An 18,491-nucleotide genomic window follows, 5' to 3' on the forward strand; every position below is an offset into this window, starting at 1 on the left:
TTGATTTTGCTTAAAGGAGGTGACTCGAATGGTTGATGTTCTGTCGCAAAATGAGATCGATGCCTTGCTAGCTGCTTTGTCCTCAGGTGAAATGGATGCGGATGAACTTAAGAAAGAGGATACGCAGAAGAAGGTAAGGGCTTATGACTTCAAAAGAGCGGTACGCTTCTCTAAGGATCATATTCGAAGCTTAACCCGGATTCACGAGAACTTTGCGCGATTTTTAACAACGTATTTTTCTGCACAACTTCGTACCTTCGTACAAATTAGTGTTGTCCAGGTGGAACAGCTGCCTTACGACGAATTTATTCGTTCGATCCCGAAAATGACCATTTTGAACATCTTTGAAGCGGAGCCTTTAGAGGGTCGAATGGTGCTTGAGGTTCATCCCAATGTTGCTTTTGCTATGTTGGACCGCTTGTTGGGCGGTACGGGGACTACCCCAACCAAAATTAATGCTTTAACCGAGATTGAAACCATTGTTATGGAACGTATCTTTAGCAGAGCCTTCGATAGTTTGCAAGAAGCATGGAAGACAGTTATTGATATTCAGCCTCGATTGGAGGCACTTGAAACCAACCCGCAGTTTATGCAAATTGTTTCACCCAATGAAACGATTGCACTCATTTCACTCAGCACCAAAATCGGTGATACAACAGGGATGATTAACCTATGTATTCCTCATGTAGTCATCGAACCCATTATGCCTCGTCTCTCTGTCCATCACTGGTTTGTTTCCCAGAAAAAGACGAGAGCACCTGAAGAAGTGGAAGCACTTCAATCGCGCTTGGAAAAAACCAAGTTGCCTCTCATTGCAGAATTGGGTACATCTGAAATTACAATACGTGATTTTCTTGGCTTAACCGCTGGTGATGTTATTCCACTGCATAAATCCGTCGAAGATTCGCTTCAAGTCAAAGTGGGCGAGAAGCTGAAATATCTCGGAAGCCCTGGTACCTTAAAAGGGAAGATGGCTGTACAGATTACAGAAATCGTAAATGAAGGAGAAGAAGATTATGACGAATAACAGAGATTATTTGTCCCAAGAAGAGATCGATGCTTTATTGAGACATTCATCGGACGATAGTTCAGCCTCTTCTTATCACGGGCCTCCAAGAGTTGAAGATTATTTATCTTCGTTAGAGCAGGATGCACTTGGTGAAATTGGAAATATCACTTTCGGCAGTGCAGCTACAGCTCTTTCGACCTTGCTTGGCAAGAAAGTTGACATTACGACACCGAAAGTATCGGTGATCGGCAAAGAGGAATTGCAAGAACAGTTTCCTAAACCGCATGTAGCCGTACATGTTAATTATGTGGATGGTTTCGATGGCATTAATCTGCTTGTCATCAAAACTAGCGATGCCCAAGTTATTGCGGATCTAATGATGGGTGGAGACGGTACGGGCGGGGATGAACATCTCAGTGAGATTCATATCAGTGCCGTGCAAGAAGCGATGAATCAGATGATGGGTTCGTCAGCAACATCTATGTCTACGATCTTTAATCGATTTGTCAATATCTCACCTCCGGGAATCGACATATTAAATTTGTCGAAAGGAGAAGGAAAATTGCCTGATGAGGACGTATTTATTAAGATATCGTTCCGACTCATCATTGGCGATCTTATCGATTCTGTCATCATGCAATTACTTCCTGTTCCTTTTGCCAAAGAAATGGTTTCGATCCTAATGGGTGGAGATGGTTCAGATTCTGCGGTGGAAGCTGCACCAGCTGTACAAGCACCTGCTCCTTCCGCGCCGATGCAAGAGGTTCATACACCGCATCCTGCGTCTGCTCAGCCCGTTTATGAGCAGCCTATGTATCAACAACAGCAGCAGCCGATGTATGAACAACCAATGTATCAGCAACCGCCTATGGGACAGCCGATGTATCCACCTCAGCAGCCTATGTATCAGCAGCCTCCGGCAGCATACGGTGGGATGCCGAATCGTAATGTAAATGTCCAACCGGTTCAATTCGGGAATTTACAATCCGGTTCGATGTCACATGCAGAGGATACAAACCTTAATTTACTGCTGGATATACCGCTGAAGGTAACAGTAGAATTAGGCAGAACTCACAAGGTGATCAAAGATATTTTGGAGTTGTCACAAGGGTCTATTATTGAATTGGATAAGCTGGCAGGTGAGCCTGTTGATATCTTAGTGAATAATAAGTTAATTGCCAAAGGCGAAGTCGTAGTCATCGATGAAAACTTTGGGGTTCGTGTTACGGACATTGTGAATCAATGGGAACGAATTCAAAAGTTACAATAATTTAATTCTAGGGGGACTTTATTCATGGCTAACCGTATTCTTATTGTTGATGATGCAGCGTTTATGAGAATGATGATTCGTGATATTTTATCCAAAAATGGTTATGAGGTTTGTGGTGAGGCAAATGATGGAGCACAAGCGATTGAGAAATACAAAGAGTTAAAACCAGACCTGATTACTATGGATATCACAATGCCGGAGATGGATGGTATTCAAGCATTGAAAGAAATTAAGAAGATTGAACCTAATGCTAAAGTCATCATGTGTTCTGCAATGGGGCAGCAAGCTATGGTTATTGATGCCATTCAAGCTGGCGCTAAAGACTTTATCGTAAAGCCGTTCCAAGCAGACCGTGTTATCGAAGCTATCAAAAAGACTCTAGGTTAAACCGTTAGGTTCGATTGAGTCTTACATAAACCGAAAGGGATGTGATTATGAGAAGACTCCAATCGAAACAACTGTCAATGATGTTACTCAGTGTAGCCGCGATGTTGTCTACTGCGTCACCGAGCTTTGCCGAAACAGAGCCGGGACAAGGTCTCCCAGCATCAGATTTTCCGACTACCGACTCTTTTGATTCTTTTGGAATGATTGTCAAGGTCATTTTCTTTCTCGTATTGATCATTCTTTTGTTCTTCGTACTTATCAGATATGTTGCAAAGAGAAATAAAGGCACCATGTTTGGGAACTCGATTCGCTCTTTAGGAGGAGTTCCCCTTGGGCAAAATAAGTCGATTCAAATTGTTGAAATTGGACATTCGCTCTTCGTGGTTGGCGTCGGTGAGAACATTCAGCTGCTGGATAAGATCAATGACGCCGATGAAGTAGCCTACATTTCGGAATTGCTGACTTCCTCACAGGATGATCGCGTGGGGTTTGGGACACTGAGCCAATGGCTCAATAAGCTGTCAAACAGAAAGAAGGACATTGAAGAGGAAGTGGAGATCACTTCTTCGTTTCAACAAGTATTTCACGACAAGCTTCAACGTGTGACAAACCGAAATAAAGATGCCCACGAATGGCTTTCTGATCAAAAACAAACAGATCGGTTGAATGATGAATGAAGAGAAAAAAATTAGTACTTACCTTAATGATTGTGTTGATCTCTGTGTTTCTTTTATCTCTAACAGCTTCCGCTGCTGATACGGACCCTAATAATCCTATTCCAGGATTAAATGTAAATATTGGTACTGGAGGCACTGCCGCGGGCTCTTCAAATACGGTAACATTGTTATTATTGTTAACCGTTTTGAGCCTTGCACCTTCTTTTCTTATTTTAATGACGAGCTTCACACGTATTGTGATTGTGCTTGGTTTCGTGCGTACGTCACTGGGAACTCAGCAGATGCCACCCAATCAGGTTCTAATCGGACTCGCTCTGTTTTTAACCTTTTTTATTATGTCTCCAACTTTGGGTGAAGTTAATCAGACAGCTCTTCAACCGTACTTGAAGGGGGAAATTAATCAAACCCAGGCTTTTGAGAAGGCATCACTGCCCATGAAGAAGTTTATGTTCAAACATACGAGGCAGAAGGATTTAAAGCTGTTCTTGGATTACACCAAAGCCAAAGCACCTACAGGTGTTGAAGATATTCCTATCACTACGTTAGTTCCGGCTTATGCGATTAGTGAACTGAAATCAGCTTTCCAGATGGGATTTATGATTTTTATTCCGTTCCTAGTCATTGATATGGTTGTTTCCAGTACGCTAATGGCCATGGGGATGATGATGTTGCCGCCTGTTATGATTTCATTGCCTTTCAAGATTCTGCTGTTCATTCTAGTGGATGGGTGGTACCTTGTTGTGAAATCATTACTCCTAAGCTATGGTTGAGGATCAAGATATCGGAGGTTTACTTAATGGGTTCGGAATTTGTTATTCGAATTGCCGGTGAAGCAGTATATACCGTACTGAAAGCCAGTGCGCCAATGCTTGTCATTGGACTTGTTGTGGGTCTAATGGTAAGTGTTTTTCAAGCAACAACACAAATTCAAGAGCAAACCTTGGCTTTTGTTCCTAAAATTGTTGCAGTTCTGCTGTCCATTTTAATCTTTGGGCCGTGGATCATGAATACACTGGTTGATTTTACGTTTAACTTACTCAACAACCTTTACAAATTCGTTGGATAGGTTGTGAGCGATATGACGACCATGTTTTTCCAGGTTATTCCTATTTTTTTACTTATTTTTTGTCGAATTACATCATTCTTTGTCGTGGTTCCCGTGTTATCTTCCAAAAATGTGCCGATGATGTTCAAAATCGGTCTTTCTGTATTCATCTCTTTTATTATTTTTGCGAGCATGGGGTTGGATAAGCCGATACCCATGGACGGTGAATACGTTCTGTTGATCATTCGTGAAATGCTTATAGGCGTTTTACTTGGTTTTCTGGCCTATATTTTCTTTACAGCCGTGCAAGCAGCTGGTGCCTTCATGGACATGCAGATCGGCTTTAGCATGGCGAGTGTCATCGACCCTTTAACAGGCGTTTCATCTCCGATGCTGGGCAATCTCAAGTACATGATTGCGATCTTGCTTTTTCTGTCTTTTGATGGACACCATTTCTTGATTAGAGCTATTATTGAAAGTTACCGTTGGGTGCCGCTGGACAACCAATTGTTCGCTCATCTCTATAACGGTGAAATATCGGATTTTCTGTTGAAATCGTTGTCCAAAATGTTTTATCTTTCATTCCAACTTGCTGCTCCTATTATAGCAGCCCTTTTTTTGACAGATTTAGGTTTAGGGCTGTTAACCAGGGTGGCTCCGCAATTCAATATTTTTGTTATCGGCGCGCCTTTAAAAATGATTTTGGGTTTTTTCCTGCTAGTCTTGCTGTTTCCAGAATTAATTTCCCAATTTCAAAATTTATTTGCAACGATTTTTGATCACATGGAGAAGTTGCTCCAACTCATTAGTGGTACACAGCAACCATCTCCCTAAATAGGAGGATAGCCGTGTCCCAGACGTATCGCTTGCAGCTCGATTTACAATGGTTTGCTGGGGAGAAGACGGAACCTGCCACAGCCAAGAAAAGGCAAGATGCTCGTAAAAAGGGTCAAGTCGCGAAAAGTATGGAATTGCCTGCGGCAGCCATCTTACTTTTTTCCTTTTTATCATTTCTCGTGTTCGGTAGTTATATGAAGGTGAGGCTGATCAGCATTTTTCAAAATGTTTATCAGAATCAACTGAACATGGATATTACCATGGGGAATGTTCAAGTATTATTCCTGAACTTAGTTTCGCAAAGTATAGTTATACTGGCACCTATCTTCATACTTGTTGTGGTTATCGCCTTTATTGGAAACTATGCTCAAATTGGTTTTTTGTTCATCGGCGAACCATTGATGATGAAATTCAACAAGATTAATCCAATTGAAGGTTTTAAGCGGATTTTTTCCATGCGAACAATTATGGATTTCGTCAAATCTATGTTGAAAATGTCAATCATTGGCGTTGTCGTTTATACGACTTTGATGGGGGAAAAGGTTAAGCTGTTAGGACTTGGCCATACACCTCTTGAGAATACGTTCACTTTTATCGCATCGCTCACCCTAAAACTGGGGATTAAGATTGGCGCGATTCTCATCGTATTAGCCGTATTTGATTTTATTTATCAAAGGTATGAGCACGAGAAGAGTCTCAGGATGTCCAAACAGGACATTAAAGATGAATATAAGAAAAGTGAAGGAGATCCGTTGATTAAAGGAAAGATTCGTGCAAAGCAGCGACAGATGGCGATGCAGCGCATGATGCAGGAAGTTCCTAAGGCGGATGTTATTATTACCAATCCAACCCACTTTGCAGTAGCCCTGAAATATGATTCCAAAAACATGCAGGCTCCGACCGTTATTGCGAAAGGAGCCGATTATGTAGCTCTCAAGATTAAAGATGTTGCTAAGAAAAATGGCGTTATGACGATGGAAAATAAACCACTAGCTCGAGCGATTTTTGCTCAGGTGGAAATCGGGGAGTCCATTCCAGCTGATTTATTCCAAGCAGTCGCAGAAGTACTGGCTTATGTATATAAGATGAAGGGCAAAACGAATTAATGAGAAGGGAGGTACAATCTGATGAAAATCAAGGATCTTGTGGTTTTAGTAGGTATTATCTGTATTGTCTTAATGATGATTGTACCGGTGCCAATCCCTTTATTGGACTTTCTGCTTATTATTAATATATCGGTAGCGTTAATGATTATATTAGTAGCTATGAATACCAAAGAGGCACTTCAGTTCTCGATTTTTCCTTCCTTGCTTTTGATAACGACATTGTTCCGGTTGGCTCTTAACGTATCCACGACGCGGAACATTTTGTCACATGCTGAAGCAGGCGACGTGGTCAGAACTTTTGGATCTTTCGTTGCACAAGGCAATATCGTCGTGGGATTCGTTGTGTTTCTCATCCTTGTCTTGGTCCAATTCATTGTAATTACCAAAGGTTCTGAGCGCGTTGCCGAAGTAGCAGCAAGATTCACACTCGATGCGATGCCAGGGAAACAAATGAGCATTGACGCTGATTTGAACGCTGGGCTAATTAATGAAGTACAAGCACGAGAACGCAGAAAGAAAATCGAAAATGAAGCTGACTTCTATGGAGCGATGGATGGAGCGAGCAAATTCGTAAAAGGGGATGCCATTGCAGGTATTATCATCCTCGTCATCAATTTGATTGGCGGCTTTATTATCGGAATGACGATGAAAGGGATGTCTTTCAGTAAAGCTCTTGAAACGTTCTCGATTCTAACCATTGGGGATGGCCTCGTCAGTCAGATTCCAGCTTTATTAATTTCAACGGCTGCTGGTATTATTGTCACTCGTGCTTCCTCCGAAGGAAATTTGGGTCAAGATGTTACCCGACAGTTAACGGCACAGCCCAAACTGCTGTACATTGTTGCGGGAACATTAGTTGTACTTGGATTATTTACTCCAATTCACTGGTTTACTACGTTCCCGATTGCTGGGTTGTTAGTTTATGCAGCCTTTAAAATGCAAAAGAATTTGGAACGCGAAGCGATCAAAGAAGAGCAAATGGTTGAAGAGAAGCAAATTGAGGAAGTAAGAAGTCCTGAAAGTGTCATTTCGTTGCTGCAAGTTGATCCTATTGAATTTGAGTTTGGATATGGTCTTATTCCATTGGCTGACACACAGCAAGGTGGAGATTTACTGGATCGTATCATCTTGATTCGTAGACAATGTGCGCTTGAACTCGGGGTCGTCGTACCTGTGATCCGGATCCGTGACAACATTCAACTGCGTCCGAATGAGTATATCATCAAAATTAAAGGCAATACGGTTGCGCGCGGAGAACTACTACTTAATCACTACTTGGCAATGAGCCCAGGTATTGATGATGATTCCATTACAGGAATTGAAACAACGGAGCCTGCGTTTGGATTACCAGCAATGTGGATTGATGAGGTAACCAAGGAACGCGCCGAGCTTTCTGGCTATACCGTTGTAGATCCACCATCCGTAGTTGCTACACATTTGACAGAAATTATTAAGAAACACACGCATGAGCTGCTTGGCCGACAAGAAACAAAGGCGCTTATCGACAATGTGCGCGAAACGTATCCTGCGCTTGTTGATGATCTTATTCCTTCCGTGCTATCCATTGGTGATATTCAGAAAGTATTGGCTAAATTATTGCGCGAGAAAATATCCGTGCGCGACTTGGTTACCATTATGGAGACACTTGCTGATTATGGCACGTATACGAAGGACCCTGAGATTCTAACCGAATATGTTAGGCAGTCTTTATCCAGACAGATCACGCAACAATTCACCTCTTTAGGGGATTCTCTCAAAGTAATTACTGTAGGTCCTTCCGTGGAGAAGAAAATTGCAGATTCTGTTCAGCAATCCGATCAAGGAAGTTATCTAGCGCTAGACCCGTCTTCTTCTCAAATTATCTATCATCGTGTTAGCGAGCAAGTTTCCAAATTAATTCAGTCTGGTCAACAACCTGTCATCTTAACTTCACCTACGATTCGCATGTATTTAAGACAGCTGCTAGAGAGAACGCTGCATGATATTCCGGTTCTTTCTTACAGTGAATTAGAGCCTAGTGTAGAAATTCAGAGCATGGGGGTAGTCAATCTATGAGAGTAAAAAGATACGTTGTCGACTCCATGCCTGATGCTCTGCAAAAAATTAGAACTGATTTAGGCAAGGATGCTGTCATTTTGAACACCAAAGAAATTCGCACGGGCGGATTTCTTGGTTTATTTGGCAAGAAGAAGATTGAAGTTATTGCAGCCATGGATGCTACCAATTCTAATTCGGGTACAGGCGCGCAGCAGCGAGTTGCACCCACACAACTGCAGCCCCAAAGAGTCCAGCCGGCAATAAATCAGATACAGCCGAATACATCTCAAGCACATATGTCGGATTTTCCGGATGTGCCGGATGTGTTTGCTTCGGTTGTCGCTGCCAAAGAGCCCGCTGTTGCCAAAGTGGCTATCGAAACTCCAGCAATGCCGGCCTATGCACCTCAGCAATCATATTCACCTGTATCCGTCAATGCACCAAATAGGGCTATTCAGAAAGATGATCATTTGATTGAAGAGCTTAAGCAAATGAAGGAAATGATGCGGAAGCTGACACAAGCAGCCGATGCAACTAAACTTCCGGAGCCTTTGCAGAAGATTGAGCAGCGATTGTACGATCAAGAGGTTGATCCTTTGCTCGTTCGTCAAATTATTGATGAAACTTTAGCCGATTTTGAACTTGCAGATGAATCTGTTACTGATGAGTCCGCGCGGCAGTTGGTTAAAGCCAAATTGGGTCAAGTGTTTAACTCAGCTGCAAATAAACAAATTTCACCTGACACGCGGGTTGTTCATTTCGTTGGTCCCACGGGTGTCGGAAAAACGACAACGATAGCTAAATTAGCCGCTGAACAAGTATTGAAGTTCCAACGTAAGGTTGGTTTTATTACATCAGATACATATCGTATTGCGGCTATTGAACAGTTAAAAACGTATGCGACTATTTTGAACGTCCCGCTTGAAGTTGTTTTTTCTCCACAGGATTTATCCAAGGCTTTTCATCAATTAGAGGACTGCGACGTTATTTTCATGGATACGGCAGGGCGCAACTTTAGGAATGAGATGTATGTATCTGAACTGAACTCTCTTCTCAAGACACAAGGAAACAGTGAAACGATCCTAGTACTTAGCTTAACGACGAAATACAGAGATATGAAGGCGATTACGAATAATTTCAATAGGTTCAAGCTGGACAAAGTGATTTTCACGAAAATGGATGAAACAGATTCTTACGGTGCAATTGTGAACGTGGTTCATGAGTTCTCTCTTCAGCTTTCCTATGTAACGAATGGTCAAAGCGTACCGGATGATATAACGGAGTTGAATGAATGGCAAATCATAGATTTGTTATTGGAGGAACCTAGTGCATGAAGGATCAAGCAGAAGGGTTGCGGAACCTGGTCCAGATTCAGAATGATAAAGGCACAAAGGCAACCAGGATCATTACCGTGACTAGCGGAAAGGGAGGCGTAGGGAAATCCAACTTTACGCTGAACTTTGCATTAACGCTTAAGTCCCAAGGTTATAAGGTTCTTGTCTTCGACGCTGATATCGGACTTGCCAATATTGATGTGCTTATGGGGGTTTCCTCCAAGTACAACTTGTATCATCTTCTCAAAAAGGAAAAATCAATCTGGGAAATCATTCAGAAAGGCTACAATGATTTAGATTTTATTGCAGGTGGATCCGGATTCAACGATTTGCTCCGCTTAACAGAGGAAGAGTTGGATTACTTTGCTGAGCAGGTTATGCAGCTTAACGGATATGTGGATTTCATCATTTTTGATACGGGTGCTGGGTTGTCCAAAGAAACCCTCAAGTTCATTCTTGCTGCCGAAGAAACTTTTGTTGTTACAACACCTGAACCTACTTCAATAACAGACGCTTACGCGATTATCAAAATGGTGAATTCAATGGGACATGATGTTTCGTTTAAATTAATCATCAATCGTGTGACGGACATGAAGGAAGGCAAGCAAACCGCCGATAAAATTTCATTGGTAGCCAAACAATTTTTGAACATCCATATCCCTTCTCTTGGGTTTGTGGATGATGATGTATCTGTATCCAAAGCAGTAAAAAAACAGGTGCCTTTCACAGTTGCTTTTCCTAATTCAGCAGCATCCAGAAGTTTGAACATATTAGTAGAAAATTACATCAAAGGTTATCGCGTCATTGATACCCCAACTTCTGGGGTAAAAGGGTTTTTAAATAAAATGATGAGACTTTTGAAATAGGATTTTTGAAAATCATGTCGAATAAGCACATAAAGGGAGGCGAACATCATGGCACCTTATAACATTCTTGTCGTAGACGACTCTGTCTTTATGCGAAAAATTATTAGCGATCTGATAACTGAAAATCCGCAATACAAAATTATTGGTACTGCAAAAAATGGCCAGGAAGCGATTGAGCAAGTCAAGCTTTTGCGACCAGATGCCGTTACAATGGACGTTGAAATGCCAGTAATGAATGGTTTGGATGCTCTTCAACGTATTATGGCTGAGCAGCCCACTCCCATTATTATGCTTAGTTCCTTAACGGAAGAAGGCGCTTCTGAAACCATTAAAGCACTGGAGTGGGGGGCTGTCGACTTTATTCGAAAGCCTTCAGGTTCGATATCCCTTGATCTATATAAAGTGAAGCAATTGCTTCATGAGAAACTGCAAATGGCAGTTCGCACGAAGATGAGAACCTTTCAACCTCTGCAGGAGAAGCCTCTGCCATCTCGGCCAATTGCTTCACAAGTGCTGGAGAGAAGCAAGGTTGGAGTGCTTAAACCACCGGAGCCAAGGGCAACCACAGCTGCGGGTTCTACACATTTTGATCATCTTGTCGCCATTGGGACATCTACTGGAGGTCCTAGGGCTTTGCATCAAGTAATTTCTAATATTCCTGCAGGATTTCCTGCCCCAATTCTTATTGTTCAACATATGCCGCCTAATTTCACCAAATCACTTGCGCAGCGGTTGAATGACATTTCCCAGATTCGCGTCGTAGAGGCATCTGAAGGAGATGTGCTCCAAGCGGCAACTGCTTACGTTGCTCCTGGTGGTTGGCATATGATCGCATACAAAGATTCCAACAAGACTTACAAAATTCGATTAACCAAAGAAGAGCCTCGTTCTGGCCACCGTCCTTCGGTGGACGTCATGTTTGAGTCCTTGCTTGGTATGAGTGAGTTGAAGCGGCACATCGTACTGATGACAGGGATGGGAAGCGATGGAGCCAAAGGCATGCTTTCGCTTAAGCAGGCCGGTGTAGCGACTACCATTGCTGAGTCCGAAGAAACATGCGTCGTTTACGGCATGCCAAGGGCTGCCGTAGAGCTCCAGGCTGCGATGCATGTGCTGCCACAACAAGATATAGCTGCTCGACTAGCTCAATGCGTACTTAATTAGATCAACAATAGCAAGCAAGTTGAATGATGATTCTATTGGAGGTGTGTGGTTTTGGAACTTAGTCAATATTTATCCATGTTTATCGATGAGTCGAAAGAGCATTTGCAATCCTTGAATGAGAACTTACTAAGTTTAGAAAGCAGCCCTCAAGATATTAGTATCGTACATAATATTTTTCGATCCGCCCATACGTTGAAAGGGATGTCCGCGACGATGGGCTTTGAAGACATTGCAGCCCTTACACATGAGATGGAGAATGTACTGGATCTTGTTCGTAACAGCAAAATTGAAATGAACCCATTTATTTTTGACTGTATTTTCAAAAGCTTGGATTCCTTGGAGTCGATGGTTGAAGATATTATCCAAGGTGGGACCGGAAAAGCAGATGTTTCCCCGATTGTTGTTTCACTTCGTTCCATTGTGACGGGTGAGTACATAACGGAGCAAGCTCCAGTAGCGGCTGCAGCAGTTAAAGAACAAACAAAAGGAATTGAAGTGGATGAATTTCAATATTCCATTTTGCAGCAATCGATTGATTCTGGATTTCTAGTTTTTTATGTAGAAGTAACCGTGAATGACAACTGCGTGCTGAAAGCAGCTCGTGCTTACATGGTGTTCGATGCTTTAGAGAGAATGGGAGAAATCGTAAAAGCGACGCCATCTGTTCAAGAAATTGAGCAGGAGAAATTCGATCGTTCGTTCTCCTTGTATTTCATTTCTAAGGTTGATCAAGGAACTCTTGAAAAAGAGATCCTGAATGTTTCTGAGATACACTCTGCTGTGATCATCACTGTAGATACGGAATCATTAGCCGAACTATCCCGTCCCAGAACAGAAGTAGAGGCGGCCAGACAAGAAATTGCAGCTGCTGTTGCAGCTGTAGTTGCAACAGCTCCAGTAGTTGCAACTGAGAGTGCTCCTAAGGCTGAACCGGCGGCACCTGTAGCAAAACCAGCAGCAGGCGGGGCTCCGGTAGCTAGTCGAACAATCCGGGTTGATATTGAACGTCTCGATGCGCTTATGAATTTGTTCAGCGAGCTTCTGATTGACCGTGTGCGTCTTGAGCAATTAGCGTCTGAAGTTAAACGGAATGATCTAACGGAAACCGTTGAGCACATGTCTAGAGTTAGCAGTGATTTGCAGAATATTGTTTTGAAGCTCCGAATGGTGCCTGTGGATTCTGTCTTTAATCGTTTCCCTCGGATGATCAGAGACTTAGCCAAATCATTGGATAAGAAAGTAGATTTAATCATTACAGGGGCGGAAACGGAATTAGATCGTACCGTCATTGATGAAATTGGAGACCCGCTTGTCCATTTGCTTCGCAACGCGGTCGATCATGGCATTGAATCCATTAGTGATCGTCTAGCAGCTGGAAAAAGTGAGCAGGGGACGATCCAGCTTCGTGCATTCCATAGTGGAAACCATGTCTTTATTGAAATTGAAGAAGACGGCAAGGGTATTTATCGAGATAAAGTTCTAAAAACAGCGCTTAAGAACGGTCTTGTCACGGCGGAGCAAGCTGCGAAATTGAGCGATATGGAAGTTTACAATTTACTATTCGCTTCCGGTTTCAGCACGGCGGAGAAAATTTCAGATATTTCAGGCCGTGGTGTTGGACTTGATGTCGTGAAGACGAAAATCCAAATGCTAGGCGGACATGTCCAAGTAGACTCCAAACCAGGCTTGGGCAGTAAGTTTTCTGTTCAGTTGCCGTTGACACTGTCCATTATTTCGGCGATGTTGGTGCGTTTGGGCAGTGAGAAATACGCCATCCCATTATCATCTATCGTAGAAACATCTGCGATTCAAAAACAACAAATCCGCAACATTCATGGCAACAAAATGGTGGATTATCGCAATTCGGTTATCCCGCTCGTTTCACTTAGCACCTTGTTCAATGTGCCTGACTTCAATGAAGATCTGGAAGAAGAAACCGAAATCGTTGTTGTGCGCAAAGGCGATAAACAAGTTGCCTTAATGGTCGATGAATTTATTGGCCAGCAAGAAATTGTTCTCAAAACACTTGGTAAATACTTATCCGGACTTTTTGCCATATCTGGCGCTACGATTTTAGGGGATGGACAAGTAGCTTTGATTATTGACCCTAATGCATTGATTAAATAATCATTTAAATCTAAGGAGGCATTCACAATGGGAGAAGAGAAAAAGGTTATTGTCTTTGCACTTGGCACGGAAGAATACGGCGTGGAAGTCGAGAAAGTAAGAACAATCGAAAGAATGCAGCCTATGACACGTGTACCGAAAGCACCTGAGTTCATTAAAGGTGTTATCAATCTGCGCGGTGTCGTAATTCCTATTATTGATCTTCGTTCCAGATTTGGGCTTAGCGAGCTGCCGACGACAGATGCTACACGGATTATCATTGTTTCGGCTGGTGATTTCGAGGTTGGTTTAATTGTAGATTCCGCAAATGATGTTATTGATTTGGATACTGACAATATTGATAACCCACCAGAGATCGTTGGCGGCATTAAAGCCAAATATTTGGATGGGATTGCCCGTGTAGGCGAACAAAGATTGTTAGTTCTACTTAATTTAGAGCAGGTTCTGGATCGTAATGAACTTCAACAGCTGGAAAGAATAGAGGAATAGGTTGTGGATGTATTTAGTCATTTAGCCGATTTTCAAATGGACGTTCTTAAGGAAGTAGGCAACATAGGTGCGGGTCATGCAGCGACCGCCCTATCTACTTTATTGGATAAGCCAATTGATATGCTGGTGCCCAAGGTGCGAATGCTTCCATTCGAAGAGATATGTGAAAGTGTCGGCGGTGCGGAAACGGTTGTTTTAGCTATATTCTTGCGCGTGGATGGCGATGCTCCTGGGAACATGTTTTTTATTCTTGATTTGGATGCTGCCAAAAATATGCTAAGGGATCTGATTGGTCTAAATATTCAGGATCAGGAAGAGTACTCAGAGCTTGAGTTATCGGCCTTGAATGAAATTGGGAACATTCTTGCTGGTTCCTATTTATCTTCATTGGCTGATTTTACGAACCTGAATATGCAGCCGACGGTCCCAGCGTTAGCGATTGATATGGCAGGTGCAATATTAAGTTATGGCTTGTTGCAATTTGGTCAAATGGGAGATCAAGCTTTGCTCATTGATACCAAGTTTATGGAGGGGGATAATGAAGTACAAGGACATTTCTTCCTAATTCCTGATCCGGAATCGTTTGGCAAAATATTTTCCGCATTAGGGGTAGAGTCTTCATGATTCAGGATAATCTGATTAAAGTAGGAATGGCTGACCTGAATGTTGCACACCAATCGGGTGTGCTGAAGACAACAGGGCTGGGTTCGTGTGTAGGTGTCACTTTGTATGATAGCCGCGTAAAAGTGGCAGGTATGGCACATGTCATGCTGCCTTCATCTGAAATTGCCCGTGAAGGATCGCTGAACATTGCTAAATACGCAGATACAGCTATTCCTGAGTTAATCTCACGTATGGAAAAGCTCGGTGCCATGGTAAGCAGACTAGAGGCGAAATTAGCTGGTGGAGCGCAGATGTTTGCATTTGCTGGAAATAATGATACGATGAGAATTGGCCCGAGAAATGTAGAATCCTGTAAAGATATGTTGAATAAATACAAAATTCCGATTCTTGCTGAGGATACAGGGGCCAATTACGGTCGTACGATAGAGTTCCTTAGTGAGACTGGCATACTGGTTATTCGAAGTGTCCAATTAGGAGTGAAGGAAATTTAATATGATTGGAACCATGCGCATTAATCTCATTGTAGCAACCGTAGCAGGGTTATTTACATTTGCTTTATCCATTGGCAATAACTTATTCCTGTCCACCTGTCTCAAAAGTGTTTATAGCTTTCTTATTTTATTCGTATTGAGTTTTGGTTTTCGGTGGGTATTAGGGCTCATGATTGGAGCTGAGCATGCTGCAGTCAGCACGGCCCCAAGTTTACCTGCTGAGGATTCGCCTGTTGGTCAATCGCTTGATCTGACAACACCTGATTTAGACGATGAAACACGCCAGATGATGAAAGCCAATCTTGGCGACAACAACGTTTCAACTGCTGCTGATATGCAATTTTCACCACTGAATCCACCAAAGCTAGTCACCAAGAATAATTTAGACCCTGAACAACTGGCTGGTGCTTTAAGGCGAATGTCTGAAGATTAAGGATGGTGAAACAACAAAATGATGATTGAACAAAAGCAGTCGCAATTAGCTAATCTTGAGCTATGGAAGCAGTGGAAGGAAGAAGGCTGGGTGCCAGCTAAGCAGTCACTTATTGAAAGTTACTTGCCTTTAGTTGATTATGTTTCAAGCCGGCTTGCAATTGGACTTCCCAAAAGTGTTTCGAAAGAGGATCTGTCCAGCTTTGGTGTGATGGGACTTATTGATGCCGTTGAGAAATTTGATTATGCTCGTGGTTTACAATTCGAAACGTATGCTTCATGGAGAATCCGAGGGTCTATTATTGATGGATTGCGTCAAGGTGATTGGGTTCCGCGTTCAGTAAGAGAAAAGGCCAAAAAAGTCGAGGATGCTTATCAGAAGCTTGAGCAGCAGTATCTTCGTTCGGTAACAGATGCGGAAATCAGCGCTTATTTGCAAGTCAGCGAGACCGACTTTCAACAAATGCTTCAAGATATTTCGATTACAACGGTTTGTTCAATTGACGATCCTATTCGCGAAGAAGACTCAGAAACACGTCTTTCCTTGCTGGTTGATGAAAAGGCTAAAAACCCTGAATTTCAAGTCAATGAGTTTTATCTAAAGGATTCTTTGGCCAAAGCGATTGAGCGTTTGACAGAGAAAGAAAGAACAGTTGTTTCCTTATTTTATTTTGAAGAGCTTTCATTAAGTGAAATTGCAGAAGTGATGTGTTTGTCTCCTTCGCGTATTTCGCAATTACATTCCAAAGCGATACTTCGTCTAAAAGGAGTATTGGGAAGATTTAAAAATCAACTTTTTCAGGATTCATAACCAAATTTGTTGGAGAAAGGTGGTATTCCATGCTTGAGAGGAACATGCCTTTAGATTACTATATCAGTATTTCCGTCTCGGACGACAAGTTGTCTGCTCAATTGCTGATTAGCAATATAGATGACACTTTCAAATTAACTGTAGGTCAATTGGAAGACCTTATTCAAAAAAATCGTATCGTGTATGGCTTGGATAAGCAGCTTATTGCTCAAATTGCAGCAGATCCAAAACCGTTTTATCACCAAAAAGTAGTGATAGCAGCGGGTACGAAGCCACAAGAAGGACAAAACGGCGCTATTAAATATATTTTTGCGTTTGATCAAGATGAAAAAAAACCGCTTGAGCTGGAAGACGGCAGGGTCAATTATAAAGAAGTTGTAACACTACATAATGTAAGAAAAGGTCAACTGATCGGGCAGCGCCTTTTGGCGACGGAAGGTGTGCCTGGACGAGCAGTGACTGGTGAAACGCTGTTTACCAAAGCGGGCAAGGAAGCCAGATTTAAATTAGGTAAGAACGTTATTGTAGATGCGGAGCAAATGAGCCTCTATTCCGCTATTGACGGCATGGTTGTGAGAACCGATCGTGATAAGATCAACGTTTTCCCTGTGTATGAAGTCAATGGCGATGTTGATTATAGCATCGGGAATATTGATTTTGTAGGTACGGTTGTTATCCGCGGCAACGTGTTGCCGGGCTTCAAAATTCGTGCAGCTGGCGATATCCGTGTTACAGGTGGCGTTGAAGCGGCAGAGCTCGAAGCGGATGGTTCAGTTGAAATTAATGCTGGTATTGTGGGGCAAAATAAAGCCCATATCAAAGCTGGTAAAAATGTCAAAAGCTCTTTCATACAAGACGCAACCATTGAAGTAGCGGGAGAATTATTAGTGTCTCAAAGTATCATGCACTCAACGGTCAGAGCTGGCAAGGCTGTCATATGCAGTGGGTCCAAGGGGCTCATCGTCGGCGGCACCATTCAAGCCGGAGAGCGCGTAACTGCGCGTACGATTGGGAATACGATGTCTACGGCAACCGTTGTTGAGGTAGGTGTTCTTCCTGAGCTTCGCAATGAGATGATCACTTTGCGCAATCAACATCGCGTCTATATGGAAAACATGGATAAAACCGATAAAGCGCTTACCCTGTTGGATGCTTTAGCGGCTGCGGGGCAATTAACGCCTGATAAAGTAGCCATGCGGATTAAACTTAATCATACGAAAAAGCAAGCTTTGGAAGAACAAAACACGATCAAGGAACGAATCCTTGAGATTGAGAAATCCTTGGAAGATTCCGACAAGGCCAAAGTTGAAGTTTTATCAACTGTCTATGGCGGAACGAAGATCGTGATTGGCCGTTATACGAAATTTATTAAAGATCCAACGAATCGGATGACGTTCCGATTAAGCGATGGCGATATTACAATGAGTACCTACGTGTAAATGAAGGAGTGGGTAAGTGATGAGCTTTAAAGCCATTGATTTACAACTCGCTGTACACAAAAACGATGAAGCCGGTATTCGGCAAAACCAGCTCATGCAAAAGCCTAGGCAGGATGAAGCCATTTTAGAGCATCAATCTCTGATGAATACGGAGAAAGATCGTCATCGCAGCAGCAAACTTGAAAAGAGCGATCGCGCAGATATCAAAGATCAAGGCAGAGACAAGCAGCAGGCTTCCAAGCGGAAGTTCAAGAATAAGAATAATCTTGAAACCGTCAGCACCGAGTCTCACCATTCGCCGGATCACCCTTATAAAGGCCATCATATCGATTTATCTCTGTAACGC

At 42.6% G+C, this 18,491-nt stretch carries 20 protein-coding genes; all 20 read left to right on the forward strand.

The window, feature by feature from the left end:
• The first annotated feature begins 28 nt into the window (after positions 1-28).
• From fliM to BC351_RS01590, 20 genes are read left to right on the forward strand one after another with little or no spacing between them, the layout of a single operon-like run.
• Positions 29-1,027, forward strand: coding sequence for a flagellar motor switch protein FliM (gene fliM, locus BC351_RS01495; protein WP_079408940.1), 999 nt, complete (start codon positions 29-31; stop codon positions 1,025-1,027).
• Positions 1,017-2,279: a flagellar motor switch phosphatase FliY gene (gene fliY, locus BC351_RS01500; protein ID WP_079408941.1), complete on the forward strand. Its 1,263-nt coding sequence runs from the start codon at positions 1,017-1,019 to the stop codon at positions 2,277-2,279. The genes fliM and fliY overlap by 11 nt, the downstream gene beginning before the upstream one ends.
• Before the next feature lie 24 nt (positions 2,280-2,303).
• Positions 2,304-2,666 carry a response regulator gene (locus tag BC351_RS01505; protein WP_028558282.1) on the forward strand — a complete coding sequence of 121 codons (363 nt, stop codon included), beginning with the start codon at positions 2,304-2,306 and terminating at the stop codon, positions 2,664-2,666.
• A 47-nt stretch (positions 2,667-2,713) separates the two neighbouring features.
• The gene (locus tag BC351_RS01510) at positions 2,714-3,343 is read left to right on the forward strand and encodes a flagellar biosynthetic protein FliO (RefSeq protein ID WP_144028233.1); all 630 of its coding nucleotides are present in this window, start codon (positions 2,714-2,716) and stop codon (positions 3,341-3,343) included.
• Positions 3,340-4,113, forward strand: coding sequence for a flagellar type III secretion system pore protein FliP (gene fliP / locus BC351_RS01515; RefSeq protein WP_079408942.1), 774 nt, complete (start codon positions 3,340-3,342; stop codon positions 4,111-4,113). Before BC351_RS01510 ends, fliP begins: the two co-directional genes overlap by 4 nt.
• 26 nt (positions 4,114-4,139) lie before the next feature.
• The gene (fliQ, locus tag BC351_RS01520; RefSeq protein ID WP_079408943.1) at positions 4,140-4,409 is read left to right on the forward strand and encodes a flagellar biosynthesis protein FliQ; all 270 of its coding nucleotides are present in this window, start codon (positions 4,140-4,142) and stop codon (positions 4,407-4,409) included.
• A 12-nt stretch (positions 4,410-4,421) separates the two neighbouring features.
• Complete coding sequence (fliR, locus tag BC351_RS01525) at positions 4,422-5,222, forward strand: flagellar biosynthetic protein FliR (protein ID WP_144028234.1); 801 nt, start codon at positions 4,422-4,424, stop codon at positions 5,220-5,222.
• Positions 5,223-5,236: 14 nt separating this feature from the next.
• Entirely contained in the window at positions 5,237-6,331 is a 1,095-nt protein-coding gene (gene flhB / locus BC351_RS01530) for a flagellar biosynthesis protein FlhB (protein ID WP_079408944.1), read from the forward strand.
• A gap of 21 nt (positions 6,332-6,352) precedes the next feature.
• Complete coding sequence (gene flhA / locus BC351_RS01535; RefSeq protein WP_079408945.1) at positions 6,353-8,386, forward strand: flagellar biosynthesis protein FlhA; 2,034 nt, start codon at positions 6,353-6,355, stop codon at positions 8,384-8,386.
• Positions 8,383-9,702, forward strand: coding sequence for a flagellar biosynthesis GTPase FlhF (gene flhF, locus BC351_RS01540; RefSeq protein WP_079408946.1), 1,320 nt, complete (start codon positions 8,383-8,385; stop codon positions 9,700-9,702). Before flhA ends, flhF begins: the two co-directional genes overlap by 4 nt.
• Positions 9,699-10,568 (forward strand): MinD/ParA family protein, encoded by an 870-nt coding sequence (locus BC351_RS01545; RefSeq protein WP_079408947.1) that lies wholly within the window; start codon positions 9,699-9,701, stop codon positions 10,566-10,568. Before flhF ends, BC351_RS01545 begins: the two co-directional genes overlap by 4 nt.
• Positions 10,569-10,616: 48 nt before the next feature.
• Positions 10,617-11,732, forward strand: a complete 1,116-nt coding sequence (locus BC351_RS01550) for a protein-glutamate methylesterase/protein-glutamine glutaminase (protein ID WP_079408948.1) — start codon at positions 10,617-10,619, stop codon at positions 11,730-11,732.
• Between the two features lie 51 nt (positions 11,733-11,783).
• A complete protein-coding gene (locus BC351_RS01555) occupies positions 11,784-13,859 on the forward strand; it encodes a chemotaxis protein CheA (RefSeq protein ID WP_079408949.1) in 2,076 nt (691 codons plus the stop codon).
• Positions 13,860-13,886: 27 nt separating this feature from the next.
• Positions 13,887-14,348, forward strand: coding sequence for a chemotaxis protein CheW (locus tag BC351_RS01560; protein WP_079408950.1), 462 nt, complete (start codon positions 13,887-13,889; stop codon positions 14,346-14,348).
• 36 nt (positions 14,349-14,384) lie between these two features.
• Complete coding sequence (locus tag BC351_RS01565; protein WP_425270897.1) at positions 14,385-14,972, forward strand: chemotaxis protein CheC; 588 nt, start codon at positions 14,385-14,387, stop codon at positions 14,970-14,972.
• Entirely contained in the window at positions 14,969-15,463 is a 495-nt protein-coding gene (locus tag BC351_RS01570) for a chemotaxis protein CheD (RefSeq protein ID WP_079408952.1), read from the forward strand. Before BC351_RS01565 ends, BC351_RS01570 begins: the two co-directional genes overlap by 4 nt.
• A gap of 1 nt (position 15,464) precedes the next feature.
• A complete protein-coding gene (locus tag BC351_RS01575; RefSeq protein WP_079408953.1) occupies positions 15,465-15,896 on the forward strand; it encodes a hypothetical protein in 432 nt (143 codons plus the stop codon).
• 21 nt (positions 15,897-15,917) lie between these two features.
• Positions 15,918-16,706, forward strand: coding sequence for a FliA/WhiG family RNA polymerase sigma factor (locus BC351_RS01580; RefSeq protein WP_079409189.1), 789 nt, complete (start codon positions 15,918-15,920; stop codon positions 16,704-16,706).
• Between the two features lie 29 nt (positions 16,707-16,735).
• Positions 16,736-18,145: a DUF342 domain-containing protein gene (locus BC351_RS01585; protein ID WP_079408954.1), complete on the forward strand. Its 1,410-nt coding sequence runs from the start codon at positions 16,736-16,738 to the stop codon at positions 18,143-18,145.
• A gap of 19 nt (positions 18,146-18,164) precedes the next feature.
• On the forward strand, positions 18,165-18,488 hold the full coding sequence (locus BC351_RS01590) for a hypothetical protein (RefSeq protein WP_079408955.1): 324 nt from the start codon (positions 18,165-18,167) through the stop codon (positions 18,486-18,488).
• The last annotated feature ends 3 nt before the right edge of the window (positions 18,489-18,491 follow it).

Source organism: Paenibacillus ferrarius, from assembly GCF_002027705.1.
In the GTDB taxonomy this organism is placed as follows: domain Bacteria; phylum Bacillota; class Bacilli; order Paenibacillales; family NBRC-103111; genus Paenibacillus_E; species Paenibacillus_E ferrarius.